Source organism: Streptomyces sp. NPDC031121 (assembly GCF_055570615.1).
Window position 1 is genome coordinate 39,550 of the sequence record NZ_JBVIGV010000021.1, and the last position, 26,252, is coordinate 65,801.

At 75.2% G+C, this 26,252-nt stretch carries 24 protein-coding genes and 1 tRNA gene; 7 read left to right on the top strand and 18 right to left on the bottom strand.

Going from position 1 to position 26,252, the window contains the following annotated elements; genetic code table 11:
* Positions 1-51: 51 nt before the first annotated feature.
* The 3 genes from ACZ462_RS30425 to ACZ462_RS30435 all read left to right on the top strand — a co-directional run bounded on the left by ACZ462_RS30425 (position 52) and on the right by ACZ462_RS30435 (position 3,411).
* A complete protein-coding gene (locus ACZ462_RS30425; RefSeq protein ID WP_467808539.1) occupies positions 52-1,650 on the top strand; it encodes an FAD-binding oxidoreductase in 1,599 nt (532 codons plus the stop codon).
* 376 nt (positions 1,651-2,026) lie between these two features.
* Positions 2,027-2,896 (top strand): hypothetical protein, encoded by an 870-nt coding sequence (locus ACZ462_RS30430; protein WP_467808540.1) that lies wholly within the window; start codon positions 2,027-2,029, stop codon positions 2,894-2,896.
* Complete coding sequence (locus ACZ462_RS30435) at positions 2,878-3,411, top strand: flavin reductase family protein (RefSeq protein WP_467808542.1); 534 nt, start codon at positions 2,878-2,880, stop codon at positions 3,409-3,411. The genes ACZ462_RS30430 and ACZ462_RS30435 overlap by 19 nt, the downstream gene beginning before the upstream one ends.
* Positions 3,412-3,438: 27 nt before the next feature.
* On the opposite strand, the gene ACZ462_RS30440 is transcribed toward ACZ462_RS30435, so the two are convergent.
* The 3 genes from ACZ462_RS30440 to ACZ462_RS30450 form a co-directional block, all read right to left on the bottom strand.
* Positions 3,439-4,215, bottom strand: coding sequence for a VOC family protein (locus ACZ462_RS30440; RefSeq protein ID WP_467808543.1), 777 nt, complete (start codon positions 4,213-4,215; stop codon positions 3,439-3,441).
* Between the two features lie 90 nt (positions 4,216-4,305).
* Complete coding sequence (locus ACZ462_RS30445) at positions 4,306-4,548, bottom strand: DUF6480 family protein (RefSeq protein WP_467808544.1); 243 nt, start codon at positions 4,546-4,548, stop codon at positions 4,306-4,308.
* Between the two features lie 83 nt (positions 4,549-4,631).
* Positions 4,632-5,660, bottom strand: coding sequence for a glutathione S-transferase family protein (locus ACZ462_RS30450; RefSeq protein ID WP_467808545.1), 1,029 nt, complete (start codon positions 5,658-5,660; stop codon positions 4,632-4,634).
* Positions 5,661-5,747: 87 nt separating this feature from the next.
* Here ACZ462_RS30450 and ACZ462_RS30455 point away from each other — a divergent pair, with 87 nt between their 5' ends.
* Together ACZ462_RS30455 and ACZ462_RS30460 are read left to right on the top strand one after the other, a co-directional pair.
* Positions 5,748-6,719: an aldo/keto reductase gene (locus ACZ462_RS30455; protein WP_467808546.1), complete on the top strand. Its 972-nt coding sequence runs from the start codon at positions 5,748-5,750 to the stop codon at positions 6,717-6,719.
* Positions 6,720-6,832: 113 nt separating this feature from the next.
* Complete coding sequence (locus ACZ462_RS30460; RefSeq protein ID WP_467808547.1) at positions 6,833-7,288, top strand: GNAT family N-acetyltransferase; 456 nt, start codon at positions 6,833-6,835, stop codon at positions 7,286-7,288.
* On the opposite strand, the gene ACZ462_RS30465 is transcribed toward ACZ462_RS30460, so the two are convergent.
* The gene (locus tag ACZ462_RS30465; RefSeq protein ID WP_467808548.1) at positions 7,270-7,398 is read right to left on the bottom strand and encodes a hypothetical protein; all 129 of its coding nucleotides are present in this window, start codon (positions 7,396-7,398) and stop codon (positions 7,270-7,272) included. The two genes, ACZ462_RS30460 and ACZ462_RS30465, sit on opposite strands and share 19 nt — an antisense overlap.
* A gap of 231 nt (positions 7,399-7,629) precedes the next feature.
* On the opposite strand from ACZ462_RS30465, the gene ACZ462_RS30470 reads away from it, so the two are divergent.
* Positions 7,630-8,736 carry a serine hydrolase domain-containing protein gene (locus ACZ462_RS30470; RefSeq protein ID WP_467808549.1) on the top strand — a complete coding sequence of 369 codons (1,107 nt, stop codon included), beginning with the start codon at positions 7,630-7,632 and terminating at the stop codon, positions 8,734-8,736.
* A gap of 21 nt (positions 8,737-8,757) precedes the next feature.
* Here ACZ462_RS30470 and ACZ462_RS30475 read toward each other — a convergent pair whose 3' ends face one another.
* From ACZ462_RS30475 to ACZ462_RS30515, 9 genes are all read right to left on the bottom strand, one after another.
* A complete protein-coding gene (locus ACZ462_RS30475) occupies positions 8,758-9,288 on the bottom strand; it encodes a glycine-rich domain-containing protein (RefSeq protein ID WP_467808551.1) in 531 nt (176 codons plus the stop codon).
* On the bottom strand, positions 9,285-10,619 hold the full coding sequence (locus ACZ462_RS30480; RefSeq protein WP_467808552.1) for a hypothetical protein: 1,335 nt from the start codon (positions 10,617-10,619) through the stop codon (positions 9,285-9,287). Before ACZ462_RS30480 ends, ACZ462_RS30475 begins: the two co-directional genes overlap by 4 nt.
* A 149-nt stretch (positions 10,620-10,768) precedes the next feature.
* Positions 10,769-10,921 (bottom strand): hypothetical protein, encoded by a 153-nt coding sequence (locus ACZ462_RS30485; RefSeq protein WP_467808553.1) that lies wholly within the window; start codon positions 10,919-10,921, stop codon positions 10,769-10,771.
* Between the two features lie 269 nt (positions 10,922-11,190).
* Entirely contained in the window at positions 11,191-12,723 is a 1,533-nt protein-coding gene (locus ACZ462_RS30490) for a SulP family inorganic anion transporter (RefSeq protein ID WP_467809497.1), read from the bottom strand.
* 761 nt (positions 12,724-13,484) lie between these two features.
* A complete protein-coding gene (locus ACZ462_RS30495; RefSeq protein ID WP_467809495.1) occupies positions 13,485-13,751 on the bottom strand; it encodes a hypothetical protein in 267 nt (88 codons plus the stop codon).
* Positions 13,752-13,991: 240 nt separating this feature from the next.
* A complete protein-coding gene (locus tag ACZ462_RS30500; RefSeq protein ID WP_467809494.1) occupies positions 13,992-16,367 on the bottom strand; it encodes a hypothetical protein in 2,376 nt (791 codons plus the stop codon).
* 2 nt (positions 16,368-16,369) lie between these two features.
* Positions 16,370-16,443 (bottom strand) — tRNA-Gly (locus tag ACZ462_RS30505).
* 65 nt (positions 16,444-16,508) lie between these two features.
* The gene (locus ACZ462_RS30510) at positions 16,509-17,123 is read right to left on the bottom strand and encodes a DUF4232 domain-containing protein (RefSeq protein WP_467809493.1); all 615 of its coding nucleotides are present in this window, start codon (positions 17,121-17,123) and stop codon (positions 16,509-16,511) included.
* Positions 17,124-17,252: 129 nt separating this feature from the next.
* Complete coding sequence (locus ACZ462_RS30515; protein WP_467809492.1) at positions 17,253-19,523, bottom strand: S8 family serine peptidase; 2,271 nt, start codon at positions 19,521-19,523, stop codon at positions 17,253-17,255.
* Between the two features lie 429 nt (positions 19,524-19,952).
* On the opposite strand from ACZ462_RS30515, the gene ACZ462_RS30520 reads away from it, so the two are divergent.
* Positions 19,953-21,146, top strand: coding sequence for an amidase (locus tag ACZ462_RS30520; RefSeq protein ID WP_467809490.1), 1,194 nt, complete (start codon positions 19,953-19,955; stop codon positions 21,144-21,146).
* A gap of 210 nt (positions 21,147-21,356) precedes the next feature.
* Here ACZ462_RS30520 and ACZ462_RS30525 read toward each other — a convergent pair whose 3' ends face one another.
* The 5 genes from ACZ462_RS30525 to ACZ462_RS30545 all read right to left on the bottom strand — a co-directional run bounded on the left by ACZ462_RS30525 (position 21,357) and on the right by ACZ462_RS30545 (position 26,040).
* Positions 21,357-22,931: an amidase gene (locus ACZ462_RS30525; RefSeq protein WP_467809489.1), complete on the bottom strand. Its 1,575-nt coding sequence runs from the start codon at positions 22,929-22,931 to the stop codon at positions 21,357-21,359.
* Positions 22,928-24,181 (bottom strand): MAB_1171c family putative transporter, encoded by a 1,254-nt coding sequence (locus ACZ462_RS30530; protein ID WP_467809488.1) that lies wholly within the window; start codon positions 24,179-24,181, stop codon positions 22,928-22,930. The genes ACZ462_RS30525 and ACZ462_RS30530 overlap by 4 nt, the downstream gene beginning before the upstream one ends.
* Before the next feature lie 14 nt (positions 24,182-24,195).
* Entirely contained in the window at positions 24,196-24,741 is a 546-nt protein-coding gene (locus ACZ462_RS30535) for a hypothetical protein (RefSeq protein WP_467809487.1), read from the bottom strand.
* Between the two features lie 36 nt (positions 24,742-24,777).
* Positions 24,778-25,266 (bottom strand): hypothetical protein, encoded by a 489-nt coding sequence (locus tag ACZ462_RS30540; protein WP_467809486.1) that lies wholly within the window; start codon positions 25,264-25,266, stop codon positions 24,778-24,780.
* Between the two features lie 150 nt (positions 25,267-25,416).
* Positions 25,417-26,040: a hypothetical protein gene (locus ACZ462_RS30545; RefSeq protein WP_467809485.1), complete on the bottom strand. Its 624-nt coding sequence runs from the start codon at positions 26,038-26,040 to the stop codon at positions 25,417-25,419.
* Positions 26,041-26,252: the final 212 nt, after the last annotated feature.

Sequence of the window (26,252 nt, forward strand, 5' to 3'; positions counted from 1 at the left end):
AACAGTAAGTAATTTACCGCTGGGTAAATTCCTGAATCCCGGGAGCACGCCATGGCCGGCACCGCCGCGCAGCCGACATCCCGTACCCGCTCCTGGTGGGGCTGGGGCTATGAGGACGCCCACCCGGACGACACCGAGTGCGCCGCGATGGGCGCCCGCCTCCCCGGCACCCTGGCCCGCCCGCTGCCCGTGCCGCGCGTCCGCGACCTCCGCATCGGCGGCCCCGCCGCCGAGCCGCCGGCGAGCCTCGCCCGCCTGGTGACCGCGGATCCCGGGGTCCGGGCCGCCCACGCGATGGGGAAGGCGTACCGGGACGTCGTACGGGCGCTGCGCGGCCGCCCGGGCCGCATTCCGGACCTCGTCGCCCACCCGGCGGACGAGCGGGACGTCGCGGACCTGCTCGACTGGGCCGGCGGCCGGCGGATCGCCGTCGTCCCGTACGGCGGGGGCTCGTCCGTCACCGGCGGCGTCGAGTACCGCGGCGACGGCCACCACGCTGTGCTCTCCCTCGACCTGACCCGGATGGGCCGCGTCCTGGAGATCGACGCGCACGGCCGCGCCGCCCGCATCCAGGCGGGCGCCCTCGGACCGGCCCTGGAGGCCCGACTGCGGCCCCACAGGCTGACGTTGCGGCACTTCCCGCAGAGCTTCGAGTTCTCCACGCTCGGCGGCTGGATCGCCACCCGCGCGGGCGGCCACTACGCCACCGGCCACACGCGCATCGACGACTGCGTCCAGTCGCTGCGCGTCGTCACCCCGGCCGGGGTGAGCGCCTCCTGGCGGCTGCCCGCCTCCGGGGCGGGCCCGTCGCCCGACCGCCTGTTCATCGGCTCGGAAGGCACCCTCGGCGTCATCACGGAGGCGTGGGTCCGCGTCATGGAACGCCCCCGGCACAAGGCGTCCGCATCGCTCGCCTTCACCGGCTTCCGGGCCGCCCTCGGCGCCGTGCGGGCCGTCGCCCAGTCCGACCTCCGACCCGCCAACTGCCGCCTCCTGGACGCCGGGGAGGCGGCGCTGGCCGGGGTCCGCGCGGACGGGTCGGCCGTGCTCGTCCTCGGCTTCGAGTCCGCGGACGCGCCCGTCGACGGCCTGCTGGACCGGGCCGTCGCGCTGGCCCGCTCCCACGGGGGCCGCCCCGACACCGCGGGCGGCGGCAGCGCGGGAGGCGACGCCGCCGCGGCCGCGTGGCGCTCGGCGTTCCTGCGGATGCCCTACCTGCGCGACGGACTTGCCCGCATGGGCGCCGTCGCCGAGACCTTCGAGACCGCCGCCACCTGGGACGTGATCCCCGCGCTGATCGAGGCGGTGCGCGGCGAGGTCGGGGCGGCCGCGGCCAAGGCCACCGGGCACCCGGCGACGGTCAACTGCCGCCTCACGCACGTCTACCCCGACGGCGCCGCCCCCTACTTCACCGTCCTCGCCGCCGGCCGGCCGGGCGACGAGGCGGCCCTGTGGGACGACCTGAAAGCCGTCGCGACCGAGGTCCTGCACCGCCACAGGGCCACCGTCACCCACCACCACGCCGTCGGCCGCGACCACCGCCCCGGCTACGACCTCCAGCGCCCCGAACCCTTCGGACTGGCCCTGCGCGCCGTGAAGTCGGCCCTCGACCCGCGGGGCATCCTCAACCCGGGCGTCCTGGTGGACTGACCGCCCGCAGAAAAGCGGTACGCGCCCCGTCGGACCGGCTCCCGGTACTGCGGCCGGGAAGGCCCGCCGGGGCGCGGTGTCCGGTGCGGTCCATCGCAGGACGGAGGACCGCGACGCGTACCGGGCGCACGTGCGGGGTCCGCCCACGCGGCGAGGCGCCGCGACCCGGTGATCCCTCCCGGCCACGGCACCAGGGGGTGTTGCGAAAGTCCTGTGCGGTGCCCGCGGTGCCCGCGGTGCCCGGTGCGTGCTCTCGGCGTGCCGGGCGAAGGCCCTCGTACCGGGCGTCCTCGGGGCGTCGGCCGGTGCGGCGAGAGTGCGTGCCGGGCACCGCGGGCGCCGTGCGGGACTCTCACCACCCCCCTAGGCTCGGGGCATGACGACGACCGTGGCCCTCGCCTGCGTGCAACTGCCGCTCACGGCAGTGCTGTACGGGCTCCTCGTCCTGCGCCGGCGGCGGTACGCGCGGCAGTGCCGCGCGGCGGTCGAGCGGTGCGCGCTGCCCGAACTCGACCCGTACCACGCCGCCTCCGGGCAGGGCCGGTACGGCGACGACCTCCAGGCCGCGGCGGCCCGCCTCGTCCTGGACGGGCTCGCCACCGTCAACCACCGCGGCAACCTGCGCCCCACCGCCGCGGCAGCGGATCCGGACCGCCGCGCGGGGCATCCGCTGCCCGATGCGCTGCTGGCGGCGCTGCGCCGGCGCACGGCTCCGACCGCGCTCGGCAACGTGGAGCGGCGCGACGCCGGACTCCTGGCCGCGCGGCGGGAGTTCCACGCGCCGGTGCGGGCCGCGGCGCAGGCGCTGCGGCCGCCACCGCCCCGCCCGCCGGGCTGCCTCGCCGCGGCGGCGGCACTGCTGCTGATCGGCGGGATGGCGTTCACGGCGGCGGCCGTCGCGGACCGCGTCCCGCGCGGCCCGGCCGAGTGGGCGGGGGCCGTCGCGGCGGGACTCGCGGTCGTGGCGCAGCTCGTCCTCCTCGACCGGTTCGGGAAGGTGCCGGACCCTGCCGCCGGACGGCCCGACCCGGTGGGGGTCCGGCTGGCCGCCCTCCGGCCGCACCCCGCGCTCGCGGAGCTCGCGGCCCGGGACCCGGAGGCGGAGCGGCGGCTGCGGGTGAGCCGGCTGCGTGTCCGGCGGAGCCGCAACCGGGGCCGGCCCCGCCGCCGCACCGCTCCCCCGGACCGCCGGGATCCGGGATGCGGGGCCGTCACGGGCGGGGATCGATGCGGCGGCAGCGGGTAGGGAGGAAGCGGGAGGTGGTGCGCGTGCCGGACACGGGGCTGGACCGGTTCACGGATCTGTTCGACGACACCGTCTGCATCGTCACCGTCCAGGCGGGCGGAGAGCGGGCCGGATGCCTGGTCGGGTTCGCCGGGCAGTGCTCCATCCGCCCGCCGCGCTTCGTCGTGTGGCTCTCCCGCCTCAACCACACCTTCCGTGTGGCGGGAGCCGCCGAAAGCCTCGCCGTGCACGTCGTGGACCACGGCGGGCTGCCGCTCGCCGAGCTGTTCGGCGGCGAGACCGGCGACCGCGTCGACAAGTTCGCCCGGGTCGCGTGGCGGACCGCCGCGGACGGCACACCGCTGCTCGACGGGGCCCGGGCCTGGTTCGTCGGCCGTATCGGCGCCCGCGTCGACGGCGGGGACCACGTCGGGTTCCTGCTGGACCCGGTGGAGCAGTCCCCGCCCGGCCCCGCCCCGAGGGACCTGCTGACCCTCCACGACGTGGCGCACGTACGGGCCGGCCATCCCGCGTGACGCCCCGCGTGGCGCCCCGGTCAGCCGTCAGGCGTCGCGGGGCTCGGTGATCGTGAAGAGCGCGCCGGCCTTGTCCCGCAGCACCATCCGCCGGTCCATCGGCGTGTGCTCGACAGGCGCGGCCTGCCGGCCGCCCGCCCGGACCGCCCGGTCCGCCGCTTCGTCCAGGTCGGGCACAGCGAAGTGGACGTGCCAGCGGGGGCGCATCCGCGGGTCCGGGTCGCCGCCGACCGCGCCCCCGCTGATCCGGGCCACGGTCAGGCTTCCGCGCCGTACGACCACGTGGTCGTGCTCGTACGCGACGTCCAGGGACCCCGGCCGGCCGGTCGCCCAGTCCAGGACCTCCCCGTAGAAGACGGCGGCCGCGAACGGGTCGCGTGCGTGCAGCTCCGCCCAGGCCGCACCGTCCTCCGCGGACGTCCACTGGGAGACGACCTCGCCTTCCCAGTAGCCGAACGCGGCGCCCTCCCGGTCGGCGGCGAGCGCGGCCCGTCCGGTGGCGAAGGCCAGCGGCCCTACGGCCGTGGTGGCGCCGCGCTCGCGGATCCGGGCGGCGGTGACGTCGGCGTCCTCGACGGCGAAGTAGGGCGTCCAGGCCATCGGGATGCCGAGGCGCGGCACGACCGCTCCGATGCCGGCCACCGGCACCCCGTCCTGGAGCGCCACCCGGAACTCCTCGCCGAGGCGGGTCGTGCGGAAGGTCCAGCCGAGCACCGCGCCGTAGAAGGCCTCGGCAGAGGCGAGGTCGTGTGTGGCCAGGCTCACCCAGCACGGCGCCCCGAACATCTCCCCGCTGGTGGACATCCTCCGCAGCCCTCCGATCCGTCCGACCGACACCCCTCCCACTGTTCCATTCCCGCGGGGATCACGCCCTCGGGGAGCGGTCCGCCGGGCTCAGAGCGCGACCATGACCGCGTAGGCGAGGAAGAAGAGGGCGCAGAGCACGGCGACCGCCACGATGATCGTGAGCGGTCCGCCCGCCCAGCCCCGCTTGAGCGGCCGGTACGGCCCCGCGCCGCCTGCGGTGCTCGACTCTCCCGGCGGGGTCTCACCCGGCTGCACACCACCGCCCGAGGCCGGCCCCGGGGTGCTCGCCGGGTCGGGGTCCGGATTGCCTTGGCGTCCGTATTCGTTCATGTCCGGCCCCTTTCCACCCCGGCGCCTCCCATGCACGCCGGGGTCCGGAAAAAGCACCGCGGGCGATCTCCCGGCGCGGCGGGCTACAGCGTGGCGGCGGGGGCTGCGCCCAGGGGCGTGTGGGCCGCGGGGACCGCTTCGCGCGGGTGGACGGGGCCGGGCGGGGTGCCGTCGCCGAAGGGGCGGCCGCCCAGGACCGCGCGGCCGTGCGGGGCGAGCCACGCGGAGAGGTCGGGGCCGGCGGGGACGATGCCGGTCGGGTTGATGTCCGTGTGCACCAGGTGGTAGTGCCGTTTGATGTGGTCGAAGTCGACGGTGTCGCCGAAGCCGGGGGTCTGGAACAGGTCCCGGGCGTACGCCCACAGCACGGGCAGCTCGGCGAGCTTGTGCCGGTTGCACTTGAAGTGGCCGTGGTAGACCGCGTCGAACCGCACGAGGGTGGTGAAGAGCCGCACGTCCGCCTCGGTGAGGGTGTCGCCCACCAGGTAGCGGGAGCGGGCCAGGCGGTCGCCGAGCCGGTCGAGCCGGTCGAACAGGCGGTCGTACGCCGTCTCGTACGCCTCCTGGGATCCGGCGAAGCCGGCGCGGTACACGCCGTTGTTCACGTCCCGGTACACCACCTCGTTCACCGCGTCGATCTCCCCCCGCAGCGGGGCGGGGTACAGGTCGGGTGCGCCGGGGCGGTGGTGGGCGGTCCACTCCAGGGACAGGTCCAGGGTGATCTGCGCGAAGTCGTTCGTGACGACCTTGCCGGTGGGCACCTCGACGACGGCGGGCACGGTGATGCCGCGGTCGTACGCCGGGTCCCGCGCGAGGTACGCCTCGCGGAGCCGCTCGATGCCGAGCACCGGGTCCCGGCCGCCGGGGTCGAGGTCGAAGGTCCAGCTGCGCTCGTCGTGGACGGGGCCGGCGACCGCCATCGGCAGGGCGTCCTCCAGCCCGAGGAGCCGGCGCACGACCACGGCCCGGCTCGCCCACGGGCAGGCCCGGCTCACGACGAGGCGGTAGCGGCCCGGCTCGACCGGGTACCCGTCGCGGCCGTCGGCGGTGATCCGCGTGGCGAGGTACCGGGTGTCGCGGTCGTAGTCCCGGCCCGGGTGGACGTAGCTCATACCGCGCGCCTACCCCGCCCGGCGCCGGGCGAACACCCCGCCCGCGGTCCGGCGGGCACGGGCCGCAGCAGTGGCTAGGGTGGCCGCATGGCGACGACGAATGCGGGCGGTGCGGGCGGCGGCACCGGGCGGGTGCTGTACGGGTGCATGGGCCTCGGCGGGAGCTGGGGGCCCCAGCCGTACGGCGCCGCCGACATCGACGCGGCGGAGGCGGCCGTACGGGCCGCCCTGGACGCCGGGATCACGGCCTTCGACCATGCCGACATCTACCGGCACGGCAAGTCGGAGGCGGTCTTCGGCGAGGTCCTCGCCCGCGACCCGGGGCTGCGCGGCCGGATCACCCTCCAGACCAAGTGCGGCATCCGCCTCCCCGAGGGCGGCCTGCCGGGCATGTACGACCTGCGCGGCAAGAGCATCCTGCGCCGGGTCGAGGAGAGCCTGGCCCGGCTGCGCACCGACGTGATCGACGTTCTGCTGCTGCACCGCCCCGATCCGCTGGCGGACCCCGACGACACGGCCGAGGCGCTGGAGTCGCTGCGCCGGCAGGGCCTCGTCCGGCGGTTCGGCGTGTCCAACATGGGTGCCGCGCAGATCGCCGCGCTCCAGGCCCGGCTGGACGTGCCGCTGGTGGCCAACCAGCTGGAGATGAGCCTGCACAGCCGTGACTGGGTGGAGGCGGGCGTCCTGCTCAACACGCAGCAGGCCGCCGCCAACGGCTTCCCCTACGGGACCCTGGAGTTCTGCCGCGAGCACGGCATCGGCCTCCAGGCCTGGGGCGCGCTGGCGCAGGGCCGGTTCACGGGCCGCGAGGAGTCGCCGTCGGAGCGGGCCACGGCGGCGCTGCTGGCCCGGCTGGCCGAGGAGAAGGGCACGACGCCCGAGACGGTGCTGCTGTGGTGGCTGATGCGCCACCCGGCCGGCATCGCCCCGATCGTCGGCACGTCCGACCCGGCCCGCATCCGCGCCTGCCGCGACGCGGCACAGCGCCCCACCCCCGACCTCACGCACGAGGAGTGGTACACCCTCTGGACCACGGCCCGCGGCACACCCCTGCCGTAGTGCTGTGGCCGTGTGTTTCCATGCCGCTGTGAAGACTCAGACCGTGTCCGCTGCCGGACGCACCCCCGAGCGTCCGGCAGCGGAATGATCGCGACCTCGGTGACTGTGTGCGGGTGCTGGCAGGGGTCCATGAGCACGACGGCTATCCGGTGAACTGGCCCGACCGTCCGGAGGCATGGCTCACGCCGCCCTCGATCATCGCCTCGTGGGTCGCGGAACTGGACGGCCGGATTGCCGGCCACATCGGCTTGTCCCGGAGCGGGGTGGGAGATGCGGCACCCGGGCTGTGGAGCGCTCGTGCGGGGGCGGGTATCGACGCGACCGCCGTGGTCAACCGGCTGTTCGTCGCCCCGTGGGCCCGCGGCCACGGGATCGGTGCGCTGCTGATGGCGCGGGCTGTCACAGACGCACGGGACCGCGGCTTGCATCCGGTGCTCGACGTGGTGGCTTCCGACACCGCGGCGGCAGCCTTGTACGAGCGGCTCGGCTGGCAGTTTCTGGCCACAGTCGAACAGGACTGGAGCCCGGAGCAGAAGGTGGCCGTCCGGTGCTACGCGGCGCCCACCTGACGGTGGTTCTCCGCGGAGTAGACGCGGCAGCCCGCGCACCAGGCGAGTCCGGTGCAGCGCTCGGACATCGGGGACTCGGGCGGGTGGAGGCGGTACTGGTACGAGCTCACGGGAGTCCCGCAGGCGGGGTGCTCTTCATGTCGTGGGGCATTCTCCCCCGTCCGGATCCGCCCGGCGCGGCCGGGGCTGCCCGGCGCGCGGTGCGGTGGGGGCGGGCGCATAGTGCCTGTATGAGGTGCCGACGGGTTGCGTCGCTCTGTGTCGCCGCTCTGGCCGCCGCGGCTCTGCAGGTTCCGGCCGCGGCTCCCGCCGGGGCGGTTCCCGCCGCCGCGGACGGCTGTGTGGCCACTCCCGCCTCCGCCGGCGGTACTGCGCGCGAGGTCCGCGACATCGTCCTGCGGGCCCAGTCCGAACTCGACCTGCGGGCGGTGCAGTTCAGTGTGTCCGTGGACGGGCGGGAGGTCGTCACGGGGGCCGTGGGCGAATCCCGCAGCGGCGAACCCGCCACGCCCGCCATGCACTTCCGCGCCGGCTCGGTCGGCATCGTCTACCTCGGCATCGTCCTGCTGCAGCTGGCCGAGGAGGGGCGGGTCCGCCTCGACGACCCCGTGTCGCGCTGGCTGCCGGACCTGCCGGACGGCGACCGCATCACGCTGAAGATGCTCGGCACCTCCACCTCCGGGCTGCACGACTACGTGACCGACCCGGTGTTCGTGAAGGAGCTAAGCGCCGATCCGAACCGGCACTGGACGCCCCGGGAACTGGTCGGGATCTCGACCCGGCACCCGCTGTGGTATCCCCCGGGCACGGACTGGAGCTACTCCCACGCCAACTTCGTCCTGCTGGGCGCGGCCCTGGAGAGGATCACCGGGACACGCCTGGACAGGCTGCTCCAGGAGCGCGTCATGGGGCCGGCGGGCCTGCGGCAGACCCGCAACGCGTACACGCCGGCCATCCCGGAGCCCGTGCTGCACGCCTTCACCGAGGACGCCGAGGGCCTGTACGTCGACTCCACGTACTGGAACCCCTCCTGGACGACGGCCCCCGGCGCGGTCCTGACCATGGACGTCTGCGACCTGGCCCGGTCGGCGCGGGTGGTCGGCGCGGGCGAGCTGCTGTCCCCCGCCTCGTACCGGCTGCAACGGGAGCCCGGTACGGTCGGGTTGGGGCACGCGACCGTGAACTGCCCGGCCTCGGTGTGCCTGCGGCAGACCCGCGACGCCCATTTCGGGGTCGGGGTCATCGTCCTGGACGGCTGGGTGATGACGAACCCGTCGTTCTTCGGCTACGCGGCCGTGCAGGCGTACCTGCCGGAGGAGCGGCTCGCGATCGCGGTGTCGACGACCACCGGCCCGCGGGCCCCGCAGGGCAACACGGCGGAGACGGTCGCCCAGCGCATCTCCGCCGCCCTCGCCCCCGACCGCCCGCTCACTCCGTTCCCGCGCTGACGCCGCCGCCGTCCCTCACGGTCAGCCGGCGGCGGCCGGCTCGGGCTGCGGCTCCGGGGCGGCGTCCAGTGCGGAGATCTCGGCCAGCGACAGCCCGAGGTTCTCGTGCAGGAAGCGGACGATGGTCCAGTGCGGCAGCACGCCCTCGTCCAGCGGCCCGAACTCGGCGCAGTACAGGGGGATCCAGCGCAGCGCCTCCTCCGCGGCCCGCGCCCTCCCCGGATCGGCCTGGTAGTCCTGGTAGCCGATGCTGCGGTGGTGGATGAAGAAGCGGCCCGGCAGCCGCTCCTCGCACAGGGCCCGGTACTCGCGGGTCTGGAGGATCAGGTAGTGCCAGATCTCGTCGATGTCCTGCTCGACGGGCAGGAACAGGCCGCCGAGCCGGTCGGGGTGGGAGGAGACGAGGTGCAGGTAGCGCAGGCACTCCAGGACCTGCCGCTCGGCATACGCGCGACCGGCGCCCGTGCGGGTCTCGGCGTACCGGACGGCCTCCTCGTGCAGGACGGGGCCGAGGAGGGCGCGCAGCGCCTCGGGGCTCGTACGGGGGCTCATGCCGTTCCTCCTTGCGGCGGCTGCGCGGCGGGCGCGGCCGGGTCGTCGGGGGCGGCGAGCCAAGGGTACTTGCCGGACTTGCCGATGGGAAGGTGCGTCCGGTGCCCGGTGGTACACGGGCGGCCGGTCAGGGCGGTGAGGCCGGAGGCGAGGGCGGCGGCCCGGTCGGGGTCCAGCGGGCGGCCGTCGAAGGTGGTGTAGTGGAGCCGGGCAGGTGCGGCGGGCCCGCCGGGGGCCACGCCGAGACGGGCGAGGAAGACCTGCGGGGCGGCCGCGGCGACGACGTCGTCGAGGTCGGCGTGGGCGACGGGGCCGCGCGGGGTGGCGAGGAGCTCCTTCTCGCGCCCGCAGAAGGCGGTGATCTTCGCGGGGTCGGGGCTGCCGTCGGCGGTGCGCACGCAGTCCCCGGAGCGGTAGCGGACGAGCGGCATGTACGGGTTGCGGATGCTGGTGACGATGAGGCTGTGGATGCCGCTGCCGGGGGCGACGGGCACGAGTTCCACGCTCATCCGGTCCAGGTACGGGTGGTAGCGGCCGTGGCGGTCGCTGTGGAAGAGGTAGCCCAGCTCGGTGCTGCCGAACAGGTCGATGACGGGGACGTCGAACCGGTCGGCGAGGTATCGGCGGACGTTGGCCGGGGTGTACTCGTAGGCGGTCACGATGCTCGCCGGCCGGGGGAAGTCCTCGGGGTTCCACAGGCCGAACGCCTCAGCGCGGTGCACGAGGTGGGCCAGGTGGTGGCCGGAGCAGTCCAGGTGGTAGTCGCCGTCGGGGTGTTCGGAGCACACCCGGCGGATCTCGGCGAGCATCCGCGCGACGTCGGCGCGGCTCCAGTGCGCCGGGTCCAGGTGCAGGTTCAGGTACAGGGTGCGGTCGTCGAGCCTGCGGTCGTCGAGGGAGGGCACGGCCGCGGGTTCGGTGCCGTTCTTGCGGGCGTTGACTCGGGCGACGTGCTCGGTGGCGAGGACGGTGGTCAGCGAGACCCGCCGGCAGCCGCTCTTCCAGGTGTGGGCGAGGTCGGGGTGCTCGCTCCACAGCCGGTAGTAGGAGCGGAGCAGGAAGTACGGGGGCCGGATGAGCTGCATCCGGGCGTGGTTCGTTCCGGTCGACAGGACGTACTCGGCTTCGCCGGCCTCCAGGGCGGCGGCCAGGCGCGGGGTCATCCAGTTGTCGGGGAAGCCGCGGGCGATGTCGGGCTTCTCCAGGATCGGGAAGCGGCCGCGGGCGAGGGCGGGCTGGTAGAGGGGTATGTCCCGGATGCAGGCGAGGACTTCGCGGGACGGGAGCCCGTCGGCGTCCGGGGTGCCGCTCGGGGCGGTTGGGGCGTCCATGACCACCTTCGGGTGTGCGGGGGCGCGGGAGTGCGGTCTCGGCCGCCGGGCGGGGCCGTCGGGCCGGCCGTGCGGGCAGGGGACGGCCCCTGCCGGAGCGGTGCCGGCCGTCGGGGCCCCGCCTCAGGCGGTGCCGGGTGCTGCGGTCGTCAGGAGATGCAGCCGCTCTTGCCGGCGGCGCTGATGCAGCCCGACTTCGGGGACGCGCTGATGCACCCGTCCTTCGCGCCCTGGGCGGAGTTCGCGGCGACCCAGCGGTTCCAGACGTCGTCCTGCGTCATCTTGCGGATGAGCTGCTCCATGGGATACCTCCGGTAGATGGGGAATTGCGGCGAGAGTGCTGCTTTGTGCCGCCCCCAGACAGTAAAGGCGAGCCCAAGAAGCGGGCAAGGGACAACCAAGGAATCGTCGCCGGTCGGCCAGAAGGACGGCCTGAATCATCCGTGCTCCGGCGGGAGTCGGCCCGGTTTCGAGCCGTCCTGGAGCGGCCCGGCCAGGGAGTCCGGGCGCGGCCGACGCCGGGGCGCCGGGCCGCCCTGGCGGCTCCGGCGCCCCGGCGTGGCGGTCCGCGTCAGCCTGCCGCCGACGGCCCCGGTCCGGCTCCGCCGACCTCGTGCACGGCCGGCTCCTTGACCCGCACCGGGGCCGTGCCGACTTCGCGGTGCCGCTCCGCCCAGCCCTCCAGGGCTGCCCGGCAGGCGTGGTCGAGGTGGCGGACCCCGGTGAGGTCGAGTTCGACGGGCCGGCCGCGGGGCAGCGCCTCCAGCGTTTCCAGGATGTGCGGCAGGCGCAGGAAGGTCGCGTTGCCGGTGAGCGCCACCACGGTGCGCCCGCCGACCAGTTCCCGTACGGTGACCTGCACCTTGGAGGTCTCCCAGGCGCACTTCACGACGGCCAGCAGCAGCCCGAGGACCACACCCTCGAACATGCTCGTCGTCACGATGGCCGCGGCGGTCGCGCACAGGATGACGGCCTCGCCCCGGTGCTCGCGCCACAGCGGGGCCAGCGCCTTGACGGGGATCAGCTTGCAGCCGGCGTGGACGAGCACGGCGGCGAGGGCGGCGAGCGGGATGACGCCGATGGCGGTCGGCCACAGGACCGTGAACAGCAGCAGCCACACGCCGTGCAGGACGCGGGAGAGAGAAGTCGTCGCGCCGGCCTGCACGTTGGCGGAGCTGCGCACGATGACCGCGGTCATCGGGAGGGCTCCGAGGACGCCGCAGACGGTGTTGCCCACTCCCTGCGCGACGAGTTCCTTGTCGTAGTGGGTGCGGGGGCCGTCGTGCATGCGGTCCACGGCGGCGGCGCTGAAGAGGGATTCGGCGGACGCGATGAGGGTGAAGGCGAGGACGGTGCCGAGCACGGCCAGGGTGCCGAGGCCGCCGAGGTCGCTGAGGCTGGGCGGCTGGATCGCCGCGAGCAGCCCTTTGACCTCGACTTTCGGAACATCCAGCCCCAGGGCCGCCGTTCCCGCGGTGGCCAGGGCGACCGCGGCGAGCGGCGCCGGCACGGCGCGCACCCGGGCGGGTGCCTTCTTCCACGCGACGAGGACGGCTCCGGTGAACACGCCGACGCCGGCGGCCGTCAGCGCGGGGCCGCTGGTGGCGGTGTCGGCCAGGAGGCCGGGGATCCCGAGGATCTTCCGGAGGCCGGAGGGCGGCTGCTCCGCCCCGGTGACGGTGTACAACTGGCCGACGACGAGCACCAGTCCGATGCCCGCGAGCATGCCCTGGACCACGGAGACGGAGATCGCCCGGAACCAGCGGCCGCAGCGCGCCCACCCGAGGACGACCTGGAGCAGTCCGGTGACGAGCACGATGACGCCGAGCATGCCGAGCCCGAATTCCCTGACAGCTTCGAAGACCAGGACGGTGAGGCCGGCGGCGGGCCCGCTGACCTGGAGTCTGCTGCCGGGCATCAGGCCGACGACGATGCCGCCGACGATGCCGGTGATGAGGCCGAGTTCGGCGGGGACGCCGGAGGCGACGGCCACGCCGACGCACAGCGGCAGGGCCACCAGGAAGACGACGAGGGAGGCCATCGCCTCCTTGCGGAGCAGGGCGGGGCGCCGGAACGGGGCGCATACGGAGGTGGTGTCGGTCATGGGCGGGGTTTCCCGTTCGTCGATCGGGGCGGCATGGGCGCGCCGTTTCGATGAGGGATGCACGAGGGCCTGCCTCCTGCGCCCGCAGGGGGGTGTGCCGTGGGGGCGCGGTGTGGTCGGGTCGGGTCCGGATGTGCTGCTGGGGCGGGTGGTACAACACACGGGCACGGGCCCGGAAGAGCCGGGGTCCGACGGAAAGCCCGCGGCGCATTCCACTCCACAGGAGCAGTGCCCAATTTACCAAGGCATTACCAATTCATGGCAGATGCATTTCTCGCCACAACGATTTCGCCATACACGGAGCGAAGACCGGCGCTTTACGCGGGCGCACGAAATCGCTGCACGCCCCCCGCTCGTTCAATAGCCGGAATACCGGGCCTCGTGCGCGGTGTTGCGAGTTCCTGCGGGGACTCGCACGACCCGGCTGTCGGCGGCTGCAGCGTGACAAGGGGACATCGCGCCCTCCCGTCCGGTGGCGGAGGCGGCCGTGCAGCCCGTGCGTCCCCCGAGGCGGGTGCCGCGGCCTGCGGAAACGCCGGAACCGCCCGGGCGTCACGGACGCGACCGGGGAACGGTCCGGCGGTTTCATCGTAGGCCGGGCGGGTGACGTCCGCGCCCGGACGGCGCACGCCCCGGCCCGCGCCCCGGAATCCCGCGCCCGTTGTTCTGCCGGCCCACGGGACGCCCCCCGTGCCGCAATGCGCCGGGCGGAATCCCGGGGATGGCGCCGGCGGACGGCGCAGGGTCCCCCGCTCTTGCCTCTACGCGGGGGCGGCCGCGGCGGCGAGGCGGGGGACGATGCGCATGCGCCCGCCGTCGAACTCCACCGTCTCACCCGGCAGGATCAGCAGGCCCGCCTCGTCCTCGAACGCGGCCGCTCCGGCCGGGCGCACCTGGACCGCCGGGCCGAGGACGCCCGCCATGAACACCGTCGGGTCGACCTCCCACCCGCGGGCGTCCAGCCAGTGCTCCAGCGCCTCGCTGTCGGCGCTCTCCGCTCCGCGCGGCCAGTCGTACGTGTTCGCCATGCCTACCCCCTGTAGCCGTTCGAACCACGCGCCAGATGGTGCCATCCGGCTCCGACAACCGCCCGGAGTTCCTCGCGCGCTGACGCGCCGTCGGAGGAGTGCGGTCCGTCGGCTCGACGGCTGCGGCCGCCAGGATCCTGCGGATCGATGCACAAACCACCACAGCCGCCTGGGAAACCGCCGGCTCGGGATGTGGGCGACACCACTCCCCCACCCCGAGCCGCGGGATCCCGGCCCGGCTCAACCGGTCGGGCGGCCCCGCATCCAGTGCCCGTTCGTCGTCCAGCCCTGGAAGCGGCGCGCCAGCCCGCCCAGGGCGGTGCCGTCCGCCTCGAACGCGCCGCCGGCCGCGACCAGGCGGAGTCCGGCGACCGCCGGGGCCAGGCGGGCCGCCGTGTGCCAGGGCTGCCGGGCCGATTCGGCCGCGGCGTGCTCCACGAACGCCGCCTGCCGGTCGGGCGGGCACAGCGACAGGTGGAACAGCATCTGCCGCCACGCGTACGCCGCGTCCTTGAGGGTCCCGAGGGGGCGGGGGTGGCCGTGGACGCGGGTGACGAGCCGGCACACCAGCGCCAGGCACTCCCCCGCCAGGGCCTCCCACCCGGCCTCGGGCGCCACGCCTGCGTACCGCACCAGGACCGCCAGGTTGTGCGTGGTGAGGATCTGCGCCTGCTCGATGACGGTGCCGTTCGCCGCCGGCGTCCAGGAGCGCCCCGCGTCCCCGCCCGCGCGCTCCGCGCAGAGCCGGTCGAACGCCTCGACCGTACGGGGCCGCCGGGACGGGCTGCCGAGTGCCTCGGCGGCGTGGACGACGGCCATGCTGCGCACGGCGGCGCAGTCGACGCCGTAGTAGCGGGCGTACAGGCTGCCGTCGAGGAGGTCGGCGGCGGTGCGCGCGGCGGCGAGGAACTTCGGGGTGAAGCCTCCCATGAAGATGTCGGCGGCGAGCTCCTCGGTGAACGGCGCGGACAGCTCGGCCTGCTGCGCCAGGTGGGACATCTCGCGCACCAGCGGATTGGGCAGCAGCGTGCCGGGGAACGCGCCGACGGCCAGGTCTGCGACCCGGCGCAGCGTGGCGTGCGCCGCGGCCCGCGCCCGGGCCCCGGTGTCGGCGTCGACGCCGTGCGCGGTGACGGCTTTCACCCAGGGCAGCTCGTCCACCCGCACCTGGTGCGCGTAGTGGAGCAGCAGCAGCGAACGGCGGTTGCGGAACGCCCGGTAGGTGGCGGCGGCCAGGGTGCGCAGCGCCGGGTCGGCGTGGCGGGCGGCCGTGGCGTTGGCCACGAGCTGCGGCACGAGCGCGGCCAGCACCTCCGCCGAGGGGACGAGGCCGCGGGCGACGAGGGTCTCCGGCGGGGCGCTGAGCGCGCCGAACACCACCTGCTGGAGCCGCGGCGGGACCGCTGTGCCGGCGGGCAGGCCGGAAGCCTCGGCCTCGCGCACGCCGATCGGGGCGACGGGGCCGTCCACGTCGGGCGTGCCCGCCCCCTGGTCCAGCTCCGCGAGCCGGTCGGCGACGGCCGCGGCGATGCGGTGGTGCGCCGGCAGGCCGGCCTGGCGGGCCTGCTCGGTGCGCAGCCGGGCGTGCCGGGGCGAGCCGGGCCGGCCGCGCTTGGCGACCGCCGACGCCACGGCGTGCCGCAGCAGTCCGGCGAGCCGCGGCTCCGGCGGGCGGCCGGCCGCGGCGTCCTCCAGGGCCCGGAGCATGATGCCGGTGTTGCTCTTGGGGTCGCGGTGCTTGCCGCACCGCGTGTGGGCCGCCGCGAGGGTGCGGTAGCGCTCCAGCAGGCGCGCGGCCTCGGCACACTTGGCCGCCGTACCCGGGGCGCGGGCGCCATCCCGTACGCCGGTGCGCGCGGGGGCGGCGGCATCGGCGTCGGTGCGGGGGAGCCAGTAGGCGAGGAGTTCGTCGTCGAAGGGCCGCCACACGGACAGCGCCTCCCGCTGCGCCTCCACGGCCTCCTTCGGCCGCCGGGCCCGCAGCGCGGCGGCCGCCTCGCCGACAGTGCGGCGGTGCACGGCGTTGGGGTCGGCGGCGGGACGGTCGGCGGGGCGCGGCAGGAACCGCAGCCGGTCCGCGAACGGCCACAGGTGGGTGACGAGTTCGGCGGCGGCGTCGAAGTCGTCGGCGCGCACCAGCCAGGCGACGGTGAGCAGGGCCGCCTCCTCGGGCAGCGCGACCTCGTACCGGCCGCTGTCGAGCAGCTGCCACAGGCCGGCGAGACCGTCTTCCGTCAGGGCGTGCGCGAAGAGAGCGGATCGGTCCGCGGGCACACCGGCCCGGCGGGCGGCCTCCTCCTCGTACGGGGCGAGCGGACCGCCCGCGGCGGGAGTTCCGGTGGCGAAGCCGCCCCGGACGACCTCCGGGGTGACCCAGGCGGGCAGCCCGGCGACGGGCGTCCGGGAGCCGACCGCCAGGGTGCCGTCCGCCATGCCCGAGAGCACCGCGCGCCATTTCTCCATCCGCCCGGCCGCGCGGGACCGTGTGGCCGGGTCGGCGTGGGTCAGCGAGGTGCGCAGCGCCCGCCGCAACCGGTCGGCGGCGTAGCCGGCCGAGACGGTCGCGGCGGGGCGGGCGGAGGGCATCGGGTGCTGCTGGTCAGCGTCGTCGTTCATAGCCGGCGTGGCAGGACCTGCCCCTGCGCCCTCCGGGTAGGAAGCCCGGTGCTCTGACTGGCTGAGCTACACGCCGTTCGGTGCGGTCGACCTTAGGCGTGCGCGGGAGCGGGCAGCAACGATTTTTCCGCGGATCCGGCGTCAGCCGGCGGACGCCGCGCGGAAGGGGGCGGCGCGTACGGTGCTGCCGCACAGGGCGAACTCGCCTCCGTCGTCCGGTGCGAGCTGGAGGCCTCCGCGGCTCCCCGGGACGCCGACGACGAGCGAGGGGGCGACCGTCGGGTCGGCGCCGGAGGCGCAGTAGCCGTCGGCTTCGCCGAGGACCGGTGTGAACGAGACGACGGTCGCGGCCGTGCCGCCGACCCGCAGGTGCACGGGCTGCGCGCGGTCCTGCCGGGTCACGGTGAGCGGCTTGCTGCGGTCGGGCGAGCCCTGCCCGGCGAGGGCGAGGGCGGGGTGGCCGCGCAGGGTGCAGGGGCGGGGTCCGTCGTTGACGACGGTGATCCGCCACCGGTCGGCGCCGACCCGCTCGGCGCTGTTCGCCACGAGCTGGTCGGTGCGGCACGGCGGTGGCGCGGCCGCCCCCGGGACGGCGGTGGCCGCGGCCGCTGCGCGGGCGGGCGGTGCGGCGGGGGCGGATGCCGCGGGCGCAGCGGCGGCCGGGGCGGCGGCGCCGGCCAGGACGCCGGCGGCCAGGGCGGCCGCGGCGAGTGCCCGGCGGCCGCGCGGTGTGCAGGGCTCTGTTCCAGGGGACATGGCGCATCTCCACGGGTGGGCGGGGTGAGCGCCCGGCCGCCGGCCCGGGAGGCTGCGCCGGTCACGGCGCTCCCTCCCAGCGTGGCACTGTCCGGGCCGGGCTGCCGCCCGGCGCGGAGGCGTTCCGGTTCAGTTCACCGACTGGACGACCGGCCCGTCCAGGTCGCCGGTGGCGACGAGCGCGTAGTCCTGCGGGCCGGCGAGGAGGTTCCGGGCGAAGACCTGCACCAGGTAGGTCCCGACGGGCGGCGAGTCGAGCCGCACGACCTCGACGTTGTTGGTGCAGTCGCTGCTGAGCAGCCGGTTGGGCAGACCCTCGTTCCCGACGTGCTTGGTGCCGTCCGGTGCCTGCACGATGATGCTGAGGTCGTTCTGCAGGCCCCGGCCGGGCAGGTCGGTGTACGCGAGGCACAGCCGCAGCGGCGCGCCGGCCGACCGGGTCGTCACCTGGAAGCGCTTCCGCTCCCCGGTGCGGCGGAACTGCTTGGCCGGCTTCTGCCAGGTGTCGACGAACTCCAGTGCGAAGTCGGGCCGTTCGCCGTCCGGCAGGGTGGCCGGCATGTCGATGGCGCCGAAACCCTGGTGGTAGTGCGGGTGGTCGGCGGTCGAGTCGGCCCCGGACAGTCTGCGGGCGCCGTTGACGAGCGTCGCCTTGAGCAGGGCCGCGCTGGGCTCGGTCTGCCGCTCCTGGACGTAGTACTGGCGTACGAGCGCCGCGCAGCCCGCGACGAGCGGGGTGGCCATGCTGGTGCCGCCCATATAGGCGTAGCGGCTGTTCTCGTGCAGGCCCCAGAAGTGGCGGGCGGGTGCGAGGGAGGAGCGGACGGACAGGATGTCGGTGCCGGGGGCCACGATCTCCGGCTTGACGCGGAAGTCGTCGCAGGGGCCGCGGCTGCTGAACCCGGCGAGCGACTCGGGGTCCCCGGAGATGCGTGCCGTGCCGATCGGCGGGTCGGGGAAGTCGCCCGGCCACTTGCTGCCGTAGGTGCTCTGGGAGAAGCCGCCGCTGGTGCGCTCGCTGCGGGCGGCCCCGACGGTGAGGGCGTTCTTGCAGGAGCCGGGCGAGCCGATGGAGGCCCAGTCGACGAAGCCGGCGGGCGCGTGGAGGCGGCTGCCGGCGGTTCCCTCGTTGCCGGCGGCGATGATGACCAGCATGTCGCGCCGCCGGGCGGCGTACGAGTCGACGTCGTCGGAGTCGACGGTGTACGCGGATTCGGTGGCGGCGCCCCAGCTGTTGCTGTGGATGCGGGCGCCGGCCTGGTAGGCGGGCTCGAACAGGTCGGCCAGGGACAGCGGCAGCCCGCCGAGCCGCCCCGCGGCGTCCATGATCGACTGGAAGTAGAGGTGCGCCTCGGGGGCGGCGCCGCGGATCCGGCCCTGCGAGGCCGAGCCGTCACCGAGGACGGAGCCGGCGACGTGCGTGCCGTGCCCGTTCGGGTCGTCGCTGTCGCCCGGCCGGCCGAGGGCGACGACGTCGACGATGCGGCCCTGGAAGTCGGGGTGCGTGCGGTCCAGGCCGGTGTCGGCGACGGCGACGACCTGCCCCTTGCCGGTGTACGGGAGGCCGCCGCTGCCCTCCCCGTCCGGGACGAGGCCCATGAGGCGGAGGGCGACGTCGTTGAACAGCTTCGGCGGGACGTGCTCCACCATGTCGATGACGTCGGGGAGTTGCGGGATCTCCGCCTCCAGCGGCGACCCGTCGGGGAGCGCCAGGCGGACGCGGTGGGACGCCGCCGCGACGAGCCGCAGCCCCGCGGATTCGGCGCGCTCCTCCAGCCAGGAGACGACGGCGTCGCGGGAGTCGGCGTCGGCCAGGCGCAGGTCCCAGACCCGGAGGCCGTCACCGCCGCCGGGCGCCGACTCGGCCGCGGCTTCGGCCCTGCCCTCGGCCCCGGTGGGCGGCGCGGGCGGCTCCGCGCGGATCCGGGTGGGCGCGGCGGCGAAGGGGCCGCCGCGGTCGACGGACACGACGAAGTCGAGGTCGGCGAGCTGCCCGGCCTGCGCTTCGGTGGCGGTGACGAGGTAGGCGTTGACGGGGACGCTGCGCTGGATCTCGACGCCGAGGCCCGTCACGGCCTCCCGGTACGGCTCCACGAGCGGCTCACCGAGCTGGAGAATCCACGAGGCCCGCTCGCCGGGCCGCAGCGGCAGGGCCTCCGGCTCGGCCCGGCCCGCGACGACGGGGGGCTGCCCGGTCACCCGGGCGCGGGCCATCGCCGACGTCTCGGCGCTGCTGACGGCGTCCAGGGGGTCGACGGTGAGGCCGGCCCGTTCGAGTTCGGGGACGGCGCTCTCGGCGATGTCCCCGATGACGTAGCTCTCGGTCCGGGTGGTGTTGCCGAGCAGGTCCAGCGCGGCCTGTTCCTCGTCCTCGTGCAGGAAATAGGCGATCACTCGCATGGCGGTTCCGTTTCCTCGACGCGCCGGAGGCGCCCGAGCGGGGAAGGGAGTGAGGGTGCGGGGAGGCGCCCAATGTAGATGCGGAGTGTGACGAAAGCCCGTGTGGACACGCCCACGCACCCGCCTCGTCCGGCTCCGGCCGGTACCGGGGCTCACCCGCGGGGCGTGCGCGCATTCCGACTACCCCACCGACCGCCCACCCGCCCCCCACGCACGCCCCGCGCCCCCTTGCCCCTAGCCGTACGCCAGCCTCCACCCGTCCACCGGCACCCGCACGACACAGCACCTGCAACGCACGGCCCCGGGCCCGCGTGCGGCCCCGCAGGAGCCCGCTCCTGCGGGCGGTTGCGCCGACTCGCCGCGCCCGCCCCGACGGATGCGTCCGCCCCGAATGGACCAAACCACCGCCGCACCGGCGATCATGGGGGGATGCGCATCCCTCATCCCTCTCCCGCCGCCGACGAGTTGGCGCAAATGTCCGCGTGCGCGATCGCCGAAGCCGTCAATGCCGGGGAGTTGTCGGCGCGGGAGGTCGTGGTTGCCGCGTTGGGGCGGATCGGGGAGCACGATGGTCGGCTGCGGGCGTTCACCGCGGTGTGGGCCGAGGAGGCGGGCGCGCGCGCCGACGCCGTCGACCGGCGCGCTCGGGCCGGCGAGCGGCTGCCGTTGGCCGGGGTGCCGCTGGCCGTCAAGGGCACGGAGGGGCTGGGGTCCCTGCAGACGGCCCGGCTGGTCGCCGCGGGCTGTGTGCCCGTGGGCGCGACGTCCACTCCCGGCCGGGGCACCCGCTGGCAGACGTACGGCACCACCGGCCGCGGGGCCACCCTCAACCCGTTCGACCCGCGGTGGAGCCCGGGCGGTTCGAGTGCGGGGTCGGCCGTGGCGGTGGCGGCGGGCATGGTGCCGCTGGCCACCGGGAGCGACGGGGCGGGGTCGGTGCGCATCCCGGCGGCCTGGTGCGGCGTCATCGGGCTGAAGCCGACGAACGGCCTGGTGCCGGCGCGCGACCGGGCGGGGCTGAACGTCTCCGGCCCGCTCGCCCGGTACCCGCAGGACGCCGCCGCCTACCTGTACGCCCTCACCGGCGCGCCCGGGCCCGCCCCCCGGCCGGACCGCGGCCCGGTACGCCCGCCGCGCACGGCGTGGTCGGCGACGCTCGGCTTCGCGGAGACGGAGCCGGCCGTGGCGCGCACGGCCCGGGCGTACCTCGGGGCGCTCGCACGCGCCGGCGCGGTCGACCCCGTCGGCGTACCGGTGGTCCTGCCGGATCCGGCCGCGTGCTGGGAGGCCTTGCGCGGGCGCGGGGCGGACGCCGCTGCCCGGCATGCCGCGGACCGCACCCGCGGCGCGCTCGGCCGGGCGCTCGACGCAGTGTTCGCGGAGGCGGAGTTGGTGGCGACGCCGACGACGCCGAACGCCCCGCACGGCCACGACGGCCCCGGAGACACCCTCAGCGTGGCGCTGACCTGGGCGTTCAACATCAGCGGCCATCCGGCGATCAGCCTGCCGGCCGGGTTCACGCCGGCGGGCGAGCCGGTCGGCCTGCACCTCGTCGCCCGTCCGCACCGGGAGGCGGACCTCCTCGCCGTGGCGGCCGCCGCCGCCCGCACTGCCCCCGCCTGACGCGGACGGGAGCCCTCCGGTGGGCCGAACGGCGGCAGTTGGGGCACGACTCGGTCCGCGGTGGACCGGAACCCGACCGCGGGGACTATGATGATGATCGCAGGGCCCGGGTACCGTATCCCCCGTCGGTATCCGGGCCCTGCATGTGTGTGCGGGCTCGCCCCGCCCCACCCCCGTGGGGGCAGAGCGAGCCCGGTCATGGGCGCCCGGTCACGCGGTGAACACGGGCGGTCGGGCGGGCGCGGGCAGATGCCGCGCCAGGTGCCTGGCGACGTCGACGACCGTCCGGTCCGCGAGGTACGGGCCGATGACCTGCACCGCCAGTGGCAGCCCGCCGGGCGTGCGCCCCGCCGGCATGACGACGGCCGGGAGCCGGACGTGGCCGGCCAGGTTCAGCCAGGCCGTCTGGTCGAAGTACGGCCGCTTCTCCCCGTCGACGGTGATGTACCGGTCGGGGAGCGGCGTCGTGGTCTGGTCGTCGACGGCCGGGGCCGGGACGGCCGGCGTGATGAGGACGTCGTGGGTGGTGAAGTAGTCGGCCCAGCGTGCGCGCAGCTTCTCGCGGTCCTCGTTCGCCCGCAGCCAGTCGCGGTGCCGCATGGTGCGCGAGTGCAGGAAGAGGCCCCTGGGGTCGTCGGCGGGGATCCTCTCGGCGGCCTCGACGTCCGCGGCGAAGCCCTCGTCGGTGGCGGTGGCGCTCGCGGTGGCGAACATGAGCCGCTGGAAGAGCCGGTCGCTGGCGGGGAGGTCGACGGGCCGGGCGGTGTCGTCGACGGCGGCGCCGGCGGACCGCAGCAGGGCGGCGATGTCGTCGAGGCACCGGCGGACGGTGTCGTCGACGTGGCAGTACGGGTCGTCCTGCCAGATGCCGATGCGGTAGTCCGCCAGGCGGCCGCGGCGCGGCGCCGGGAGGTCGATGCGCCAGGCGGCGGCCTCGGCGGGGGCGGGGCCGGCCAGGACGTCGAGGAGGACCGCGAGGTCGTCGGCGTTCCGGGCGATGGGGCCGATGGTGAGCATGTCCGAGGTGGAGAGCCAGCCAGGCGGCCGCGGGATGTGGCCGCGGGTGGGGACGATGCCGCCGCTGGGCCGGAGCGCGTACACGCCGCAGTAGGCGGCGGGGAGGCGGAGCGAGCCGGCGAGGTCGGAGCCGATCTCCAGGCTGGTCATGCCGGAGGCGACCGCGGCTGCGGGGCCGCCGGAGGAGCCGCCGGCGGTCTTCGTGTCGTCGTACGGGTTCTTCGTCGTGCCGAAGACCGGGTTGGAGGTCTGGAGGTCCTGGCACATGACGGGGACGTTGGTCTTGCCGACGATGACGGCGCCCGCGGCGCGCAGGCGGGCGACCGCGTCGGCGTCCCGGTCGGGGACGTGTCCGGCGAGGTCGGGTGAGCCGCTGGTACTGCGCACGCCCTTGGTCTCCAGGGCGTCCTTGACGGTGACGGGCAGGCCGTGGAGCGCGCCGAGGGTCTTGCCGGTGCGGGCGAGATGGCGGTCGGCGGCGTCGGCGGCGGCGCGGGCGCCGTCGGCGTCGAGGGTGACGACGGCGTTGAGGCGGGGGTTGGCGGTCTCGATGTGCCGGAGGTACTGCTCCAGCAGGGCGCGGCTGGTGGTGTCGCGTCGGCGAAGGGCGGTGAGCTGCTCGCGCGCCGGGGCCAGGTGGAGGCCGGGGCGCGGGGTTCCGGGGTTGCCGGCGGGGCCGCGGGAGCGGGCGGAGGCGGACAGCGTCGCCATGGACGCGGCCGCGGCGACGGCGGTGGAGGCGAGGAGCAGGGTGCGGCGGAGGATCACGGACGGGCTCCCGGGGTGGCGCTGCCGGCGGTGCCGGCGTCGGTGGTGTCGGCGGCGCGGCCGGCAGTGCGGTTGCCGCGCGGCGCGGGCGGGGTGAAGTGGGCGGCGACGCGCTGGAGGTGGCGCAGCTCGTCGTCGGTGGTGGCCAGCGGCAGGTCGGCGTCGGCGTATTCGGCGGGGGCGTCGACGGGGTCGCCGGCGGCGTGCCGGTCGAGGGCGGCGCGGATCTGGTCGGCGGTGACGGCGGCGGCGAGTTCGGCGCCGGCGAGTCCGGCGGCGGAGCGGCGGGCCTCGGCTTCGGCGCGGACGGCCGGGTCGAGGTAGCGGCGCATCAGCTTCTGGCCCTGGCGGATCTCGACGAGGCGGCGCAGCAGCGGGAAGTGGGCGCTGCGGCCGCGCAGGACGTCGCGGCCCTGCCCGGAGGGGCGGCGCAGGGTGATGCCGGGGTCGGCCTGGTCGAGCGCGGCCCACAGGGGGGCGAGGCGGCGGTGGCGCAGGTGGGCGGTGGCCCAGTCGCGGGCGCCGGCGGCGCGCAGGGCGACGGTGGGGATGAGGTAGCCGATCTGGGTGAGGGTGGCTCCGATGTCGCCGCAGGCCCAGGCGAAGCCGTTGAGGTGGCTGACGCTGAAGCCCGTCTCCGCGCCGATGACCGCGGCGATGCGGATGCCGCTGTAGCCGAGGGTGATGACGGCGCCGACGGTGACGAGGCGCAGGCTGAAGGCGATGGACCGGTCGGCGGCGGTGCGGGCGTACGTCCAGCAGGAGACGGCCAGGTAGGTTTCGGCGGCGCTGTACACGCCGAAGTACAGCAGCACGTACGCCTGGAAGACGGGGTCGTGCGCGTAGTACAGGGAGAAGTCGGTGGGCCGGGTGGAGGCCGGGGTGAGCGAGGCGAACAGGACCGCCATCGCGGTGATGACGCCGGCGGCGGCGGCGAGGAGGCGGCGGCTGCGGCGGCGGGCCTCGGCGGGCGGCTTCGACCAGTGGGCGAGGACGGTCGCCTGGAGGGCGAGGACGACGATGACGAAGCCCTGGGCGATGGGCACGACGATGTTGGGGACGCCGAAGAACCCGTCGACGCGTCTCCACACGGGGGTGAGGGAGACGGCGTAGCTGAGGGCGGAGAAGCCGTAGGTGAGGGCGAGGGCGACGAGCGCGGGGTCGCGGCGGCGCCTGCCCAGGTCGCGCACCAGGATGAGGAATCCGGTGCCGGCGATGGCCAGGCACAGCGGGTGGAGGATGTCTTTCACAGGGCCCTGTTCGGTCAGCGCAGCAGCGTGCGGGCTATCGGGTCGGCTTCCCGGATGCCCTGCGGGCGGGATGCGCTCACGTGCTCCTGGAGGAGGGAGCCGAGCATCTCGGCCTCGAACTCCTCCGGCTCGTTGTACCGGGTCCTCCCGAGGACGAGCTGGACCGTCGCGGGGTCGATGTCGGTGATGAGGCCGCCCAGGCTGCCGGTGTCGACGGCTGTGCCTCCGCGGTGGCGCTTGAGCATGTGGCCGAACTCGTGGCCGACGATGATCTCGGCGTGGGCGCGGCTGATGGCGGTGTCGTAGAAGACGTAGTCGGTGTCGCCGGTGGCGAGCCAGAGGCCGCACGGTGCGGACGCGTCGAGGGAGTCGGGGTCGGCGGGGTCCGAGGCGAAGGGCATGAGGCGGATGGTGCGGCCCAGGCGGTCCTCCATGAACGGCACCAGGTCCAGGACGCTGTCGGCCTCGGGCAGGCCGAGGCCTTCGACGAACTCCCGGCTGCGGCGCTCGACTTCGTCGGCCTCGCTGCGGGTTCCGCCCTTACGACGGCTGAGCCACATGGAGCTTCCCCTTCTCCTGGAGACACCGGTCGCCGGTCACGGCAGGTCCCTTGCGGGGTCGTCGGTCAGGCCTTCCTCCTTGCGGACGGCTTCGAGTGCCGCCAGCACCTTGCGCTGGCCGGCGGCGGAGACGCCCATGGCGCGCAGGGCGATCTGCTCGACGCCGTTCTCCTTCAGCTTGCGGAGGATCTCGAACTGCGTGGCGACCTTCCGCGTGACCTCGTCCTCGACGAAGTAGGCGGCCTCCACGCCGAAGAAGCGGGCGAGGAGGGGCACCATCGTGATGGTGGGGGTGCGCTTGCCCGCGCGGAGCAGGCTGATGTGGGACCTGGTGTAGCTGTCCTCGCCGTACGAGGAGATGGTGCGGGCCACGTGCGCATTGGTGTACTCCTCGGCGCCGGGCGGCCGTACGCGGTCGAAGAGGAAGTTCAGGCGGTGGCTGAAGGAGGAGCCGGGGCCCGGGACCGGGACGGGTCCTCGCCCGGCCGGCTCCGGTGCTTCGAATCCTTCGTCGGAATCCGCCACGGGGAACTGCCTCCTTCCGCCGGGCGTAACTATAGTTGACGCCCGCCACGCGTAACTATAGTTGACGAACGCGGAAGCGGAAGCCCCTTTCTGCGCCTGCCGTTCGCGGTGAGCGGAGGAGGCGGGGGGCGCGGCGCGGCCGCGCGGGCGCTACGGGCGCGGCGACCGGGGCGGGTTCAGGCCTTCCGTGGGCCGCACCTCGCTCCAGTAGATGTCGAGCATGGTGCGCAGCGGGACCTGCTCCTGTTCGGCACCGACCGGTACGGTCAGCCGGTCCAGCATCCGCCACAGCTCTCGGTCGCTCCGGGCGGCGGCGCCCTCCCGGGCGTGGGCCGCCTGGTGCCGGTGGACGGCGAGGGCGAGCCTGCGGAGCGTCTCGCGCTGCTCCTGTGCGACGCGGTGGTTGGCCGAGCGGTTCACCGAGCGCTGCACCTTGCCCAGTTCGGAGATCGCCCGCTGGATCATCTGGTGGAAGTTGGCGGCCCGCTTGCGCCGGCTCTCGTACTCGGCGCGGGTGGCGAACCACTCCCGCTTGCCCTCCTCGCCGCGCCCGAAGCACTGCGCCTGGAAGAGGTCGCGCTCCGCCTTGCGCTTGCGCAGGACGTTGCCGGTGCGCTGGTGGACGTTGGTGATGATGTCGTACGTGCGGCCCAGGTTGTCCGGGTGGGTGAGGGCCGCCCACACCTCGGGCTTGCGGGCCGGGGGGTGGGCGTTCGCCACGATCAGGTCCTCGTACTCCTTGTCCTCGAGATCGGCGATGTCTCGGGCGTCCATCAACGGGCCTCCAAGCCGGTGGCGGGCGGTTCACCCATGGTGACGGATTGTTCCGCTTCAGGTGGCGGAATACGGGCAACAGGCCGGGCCCCCGGGGGCCGCCGGGCCTGCGCGGGCACACAGAAAGGCCCCGGTCTCCCTTGGGAGGCCGGGGCCTGGCAGAGCGCTGGGCAGGCCTTGCACCTGCATCCCCCCACAGGAAGTGGGGTGCC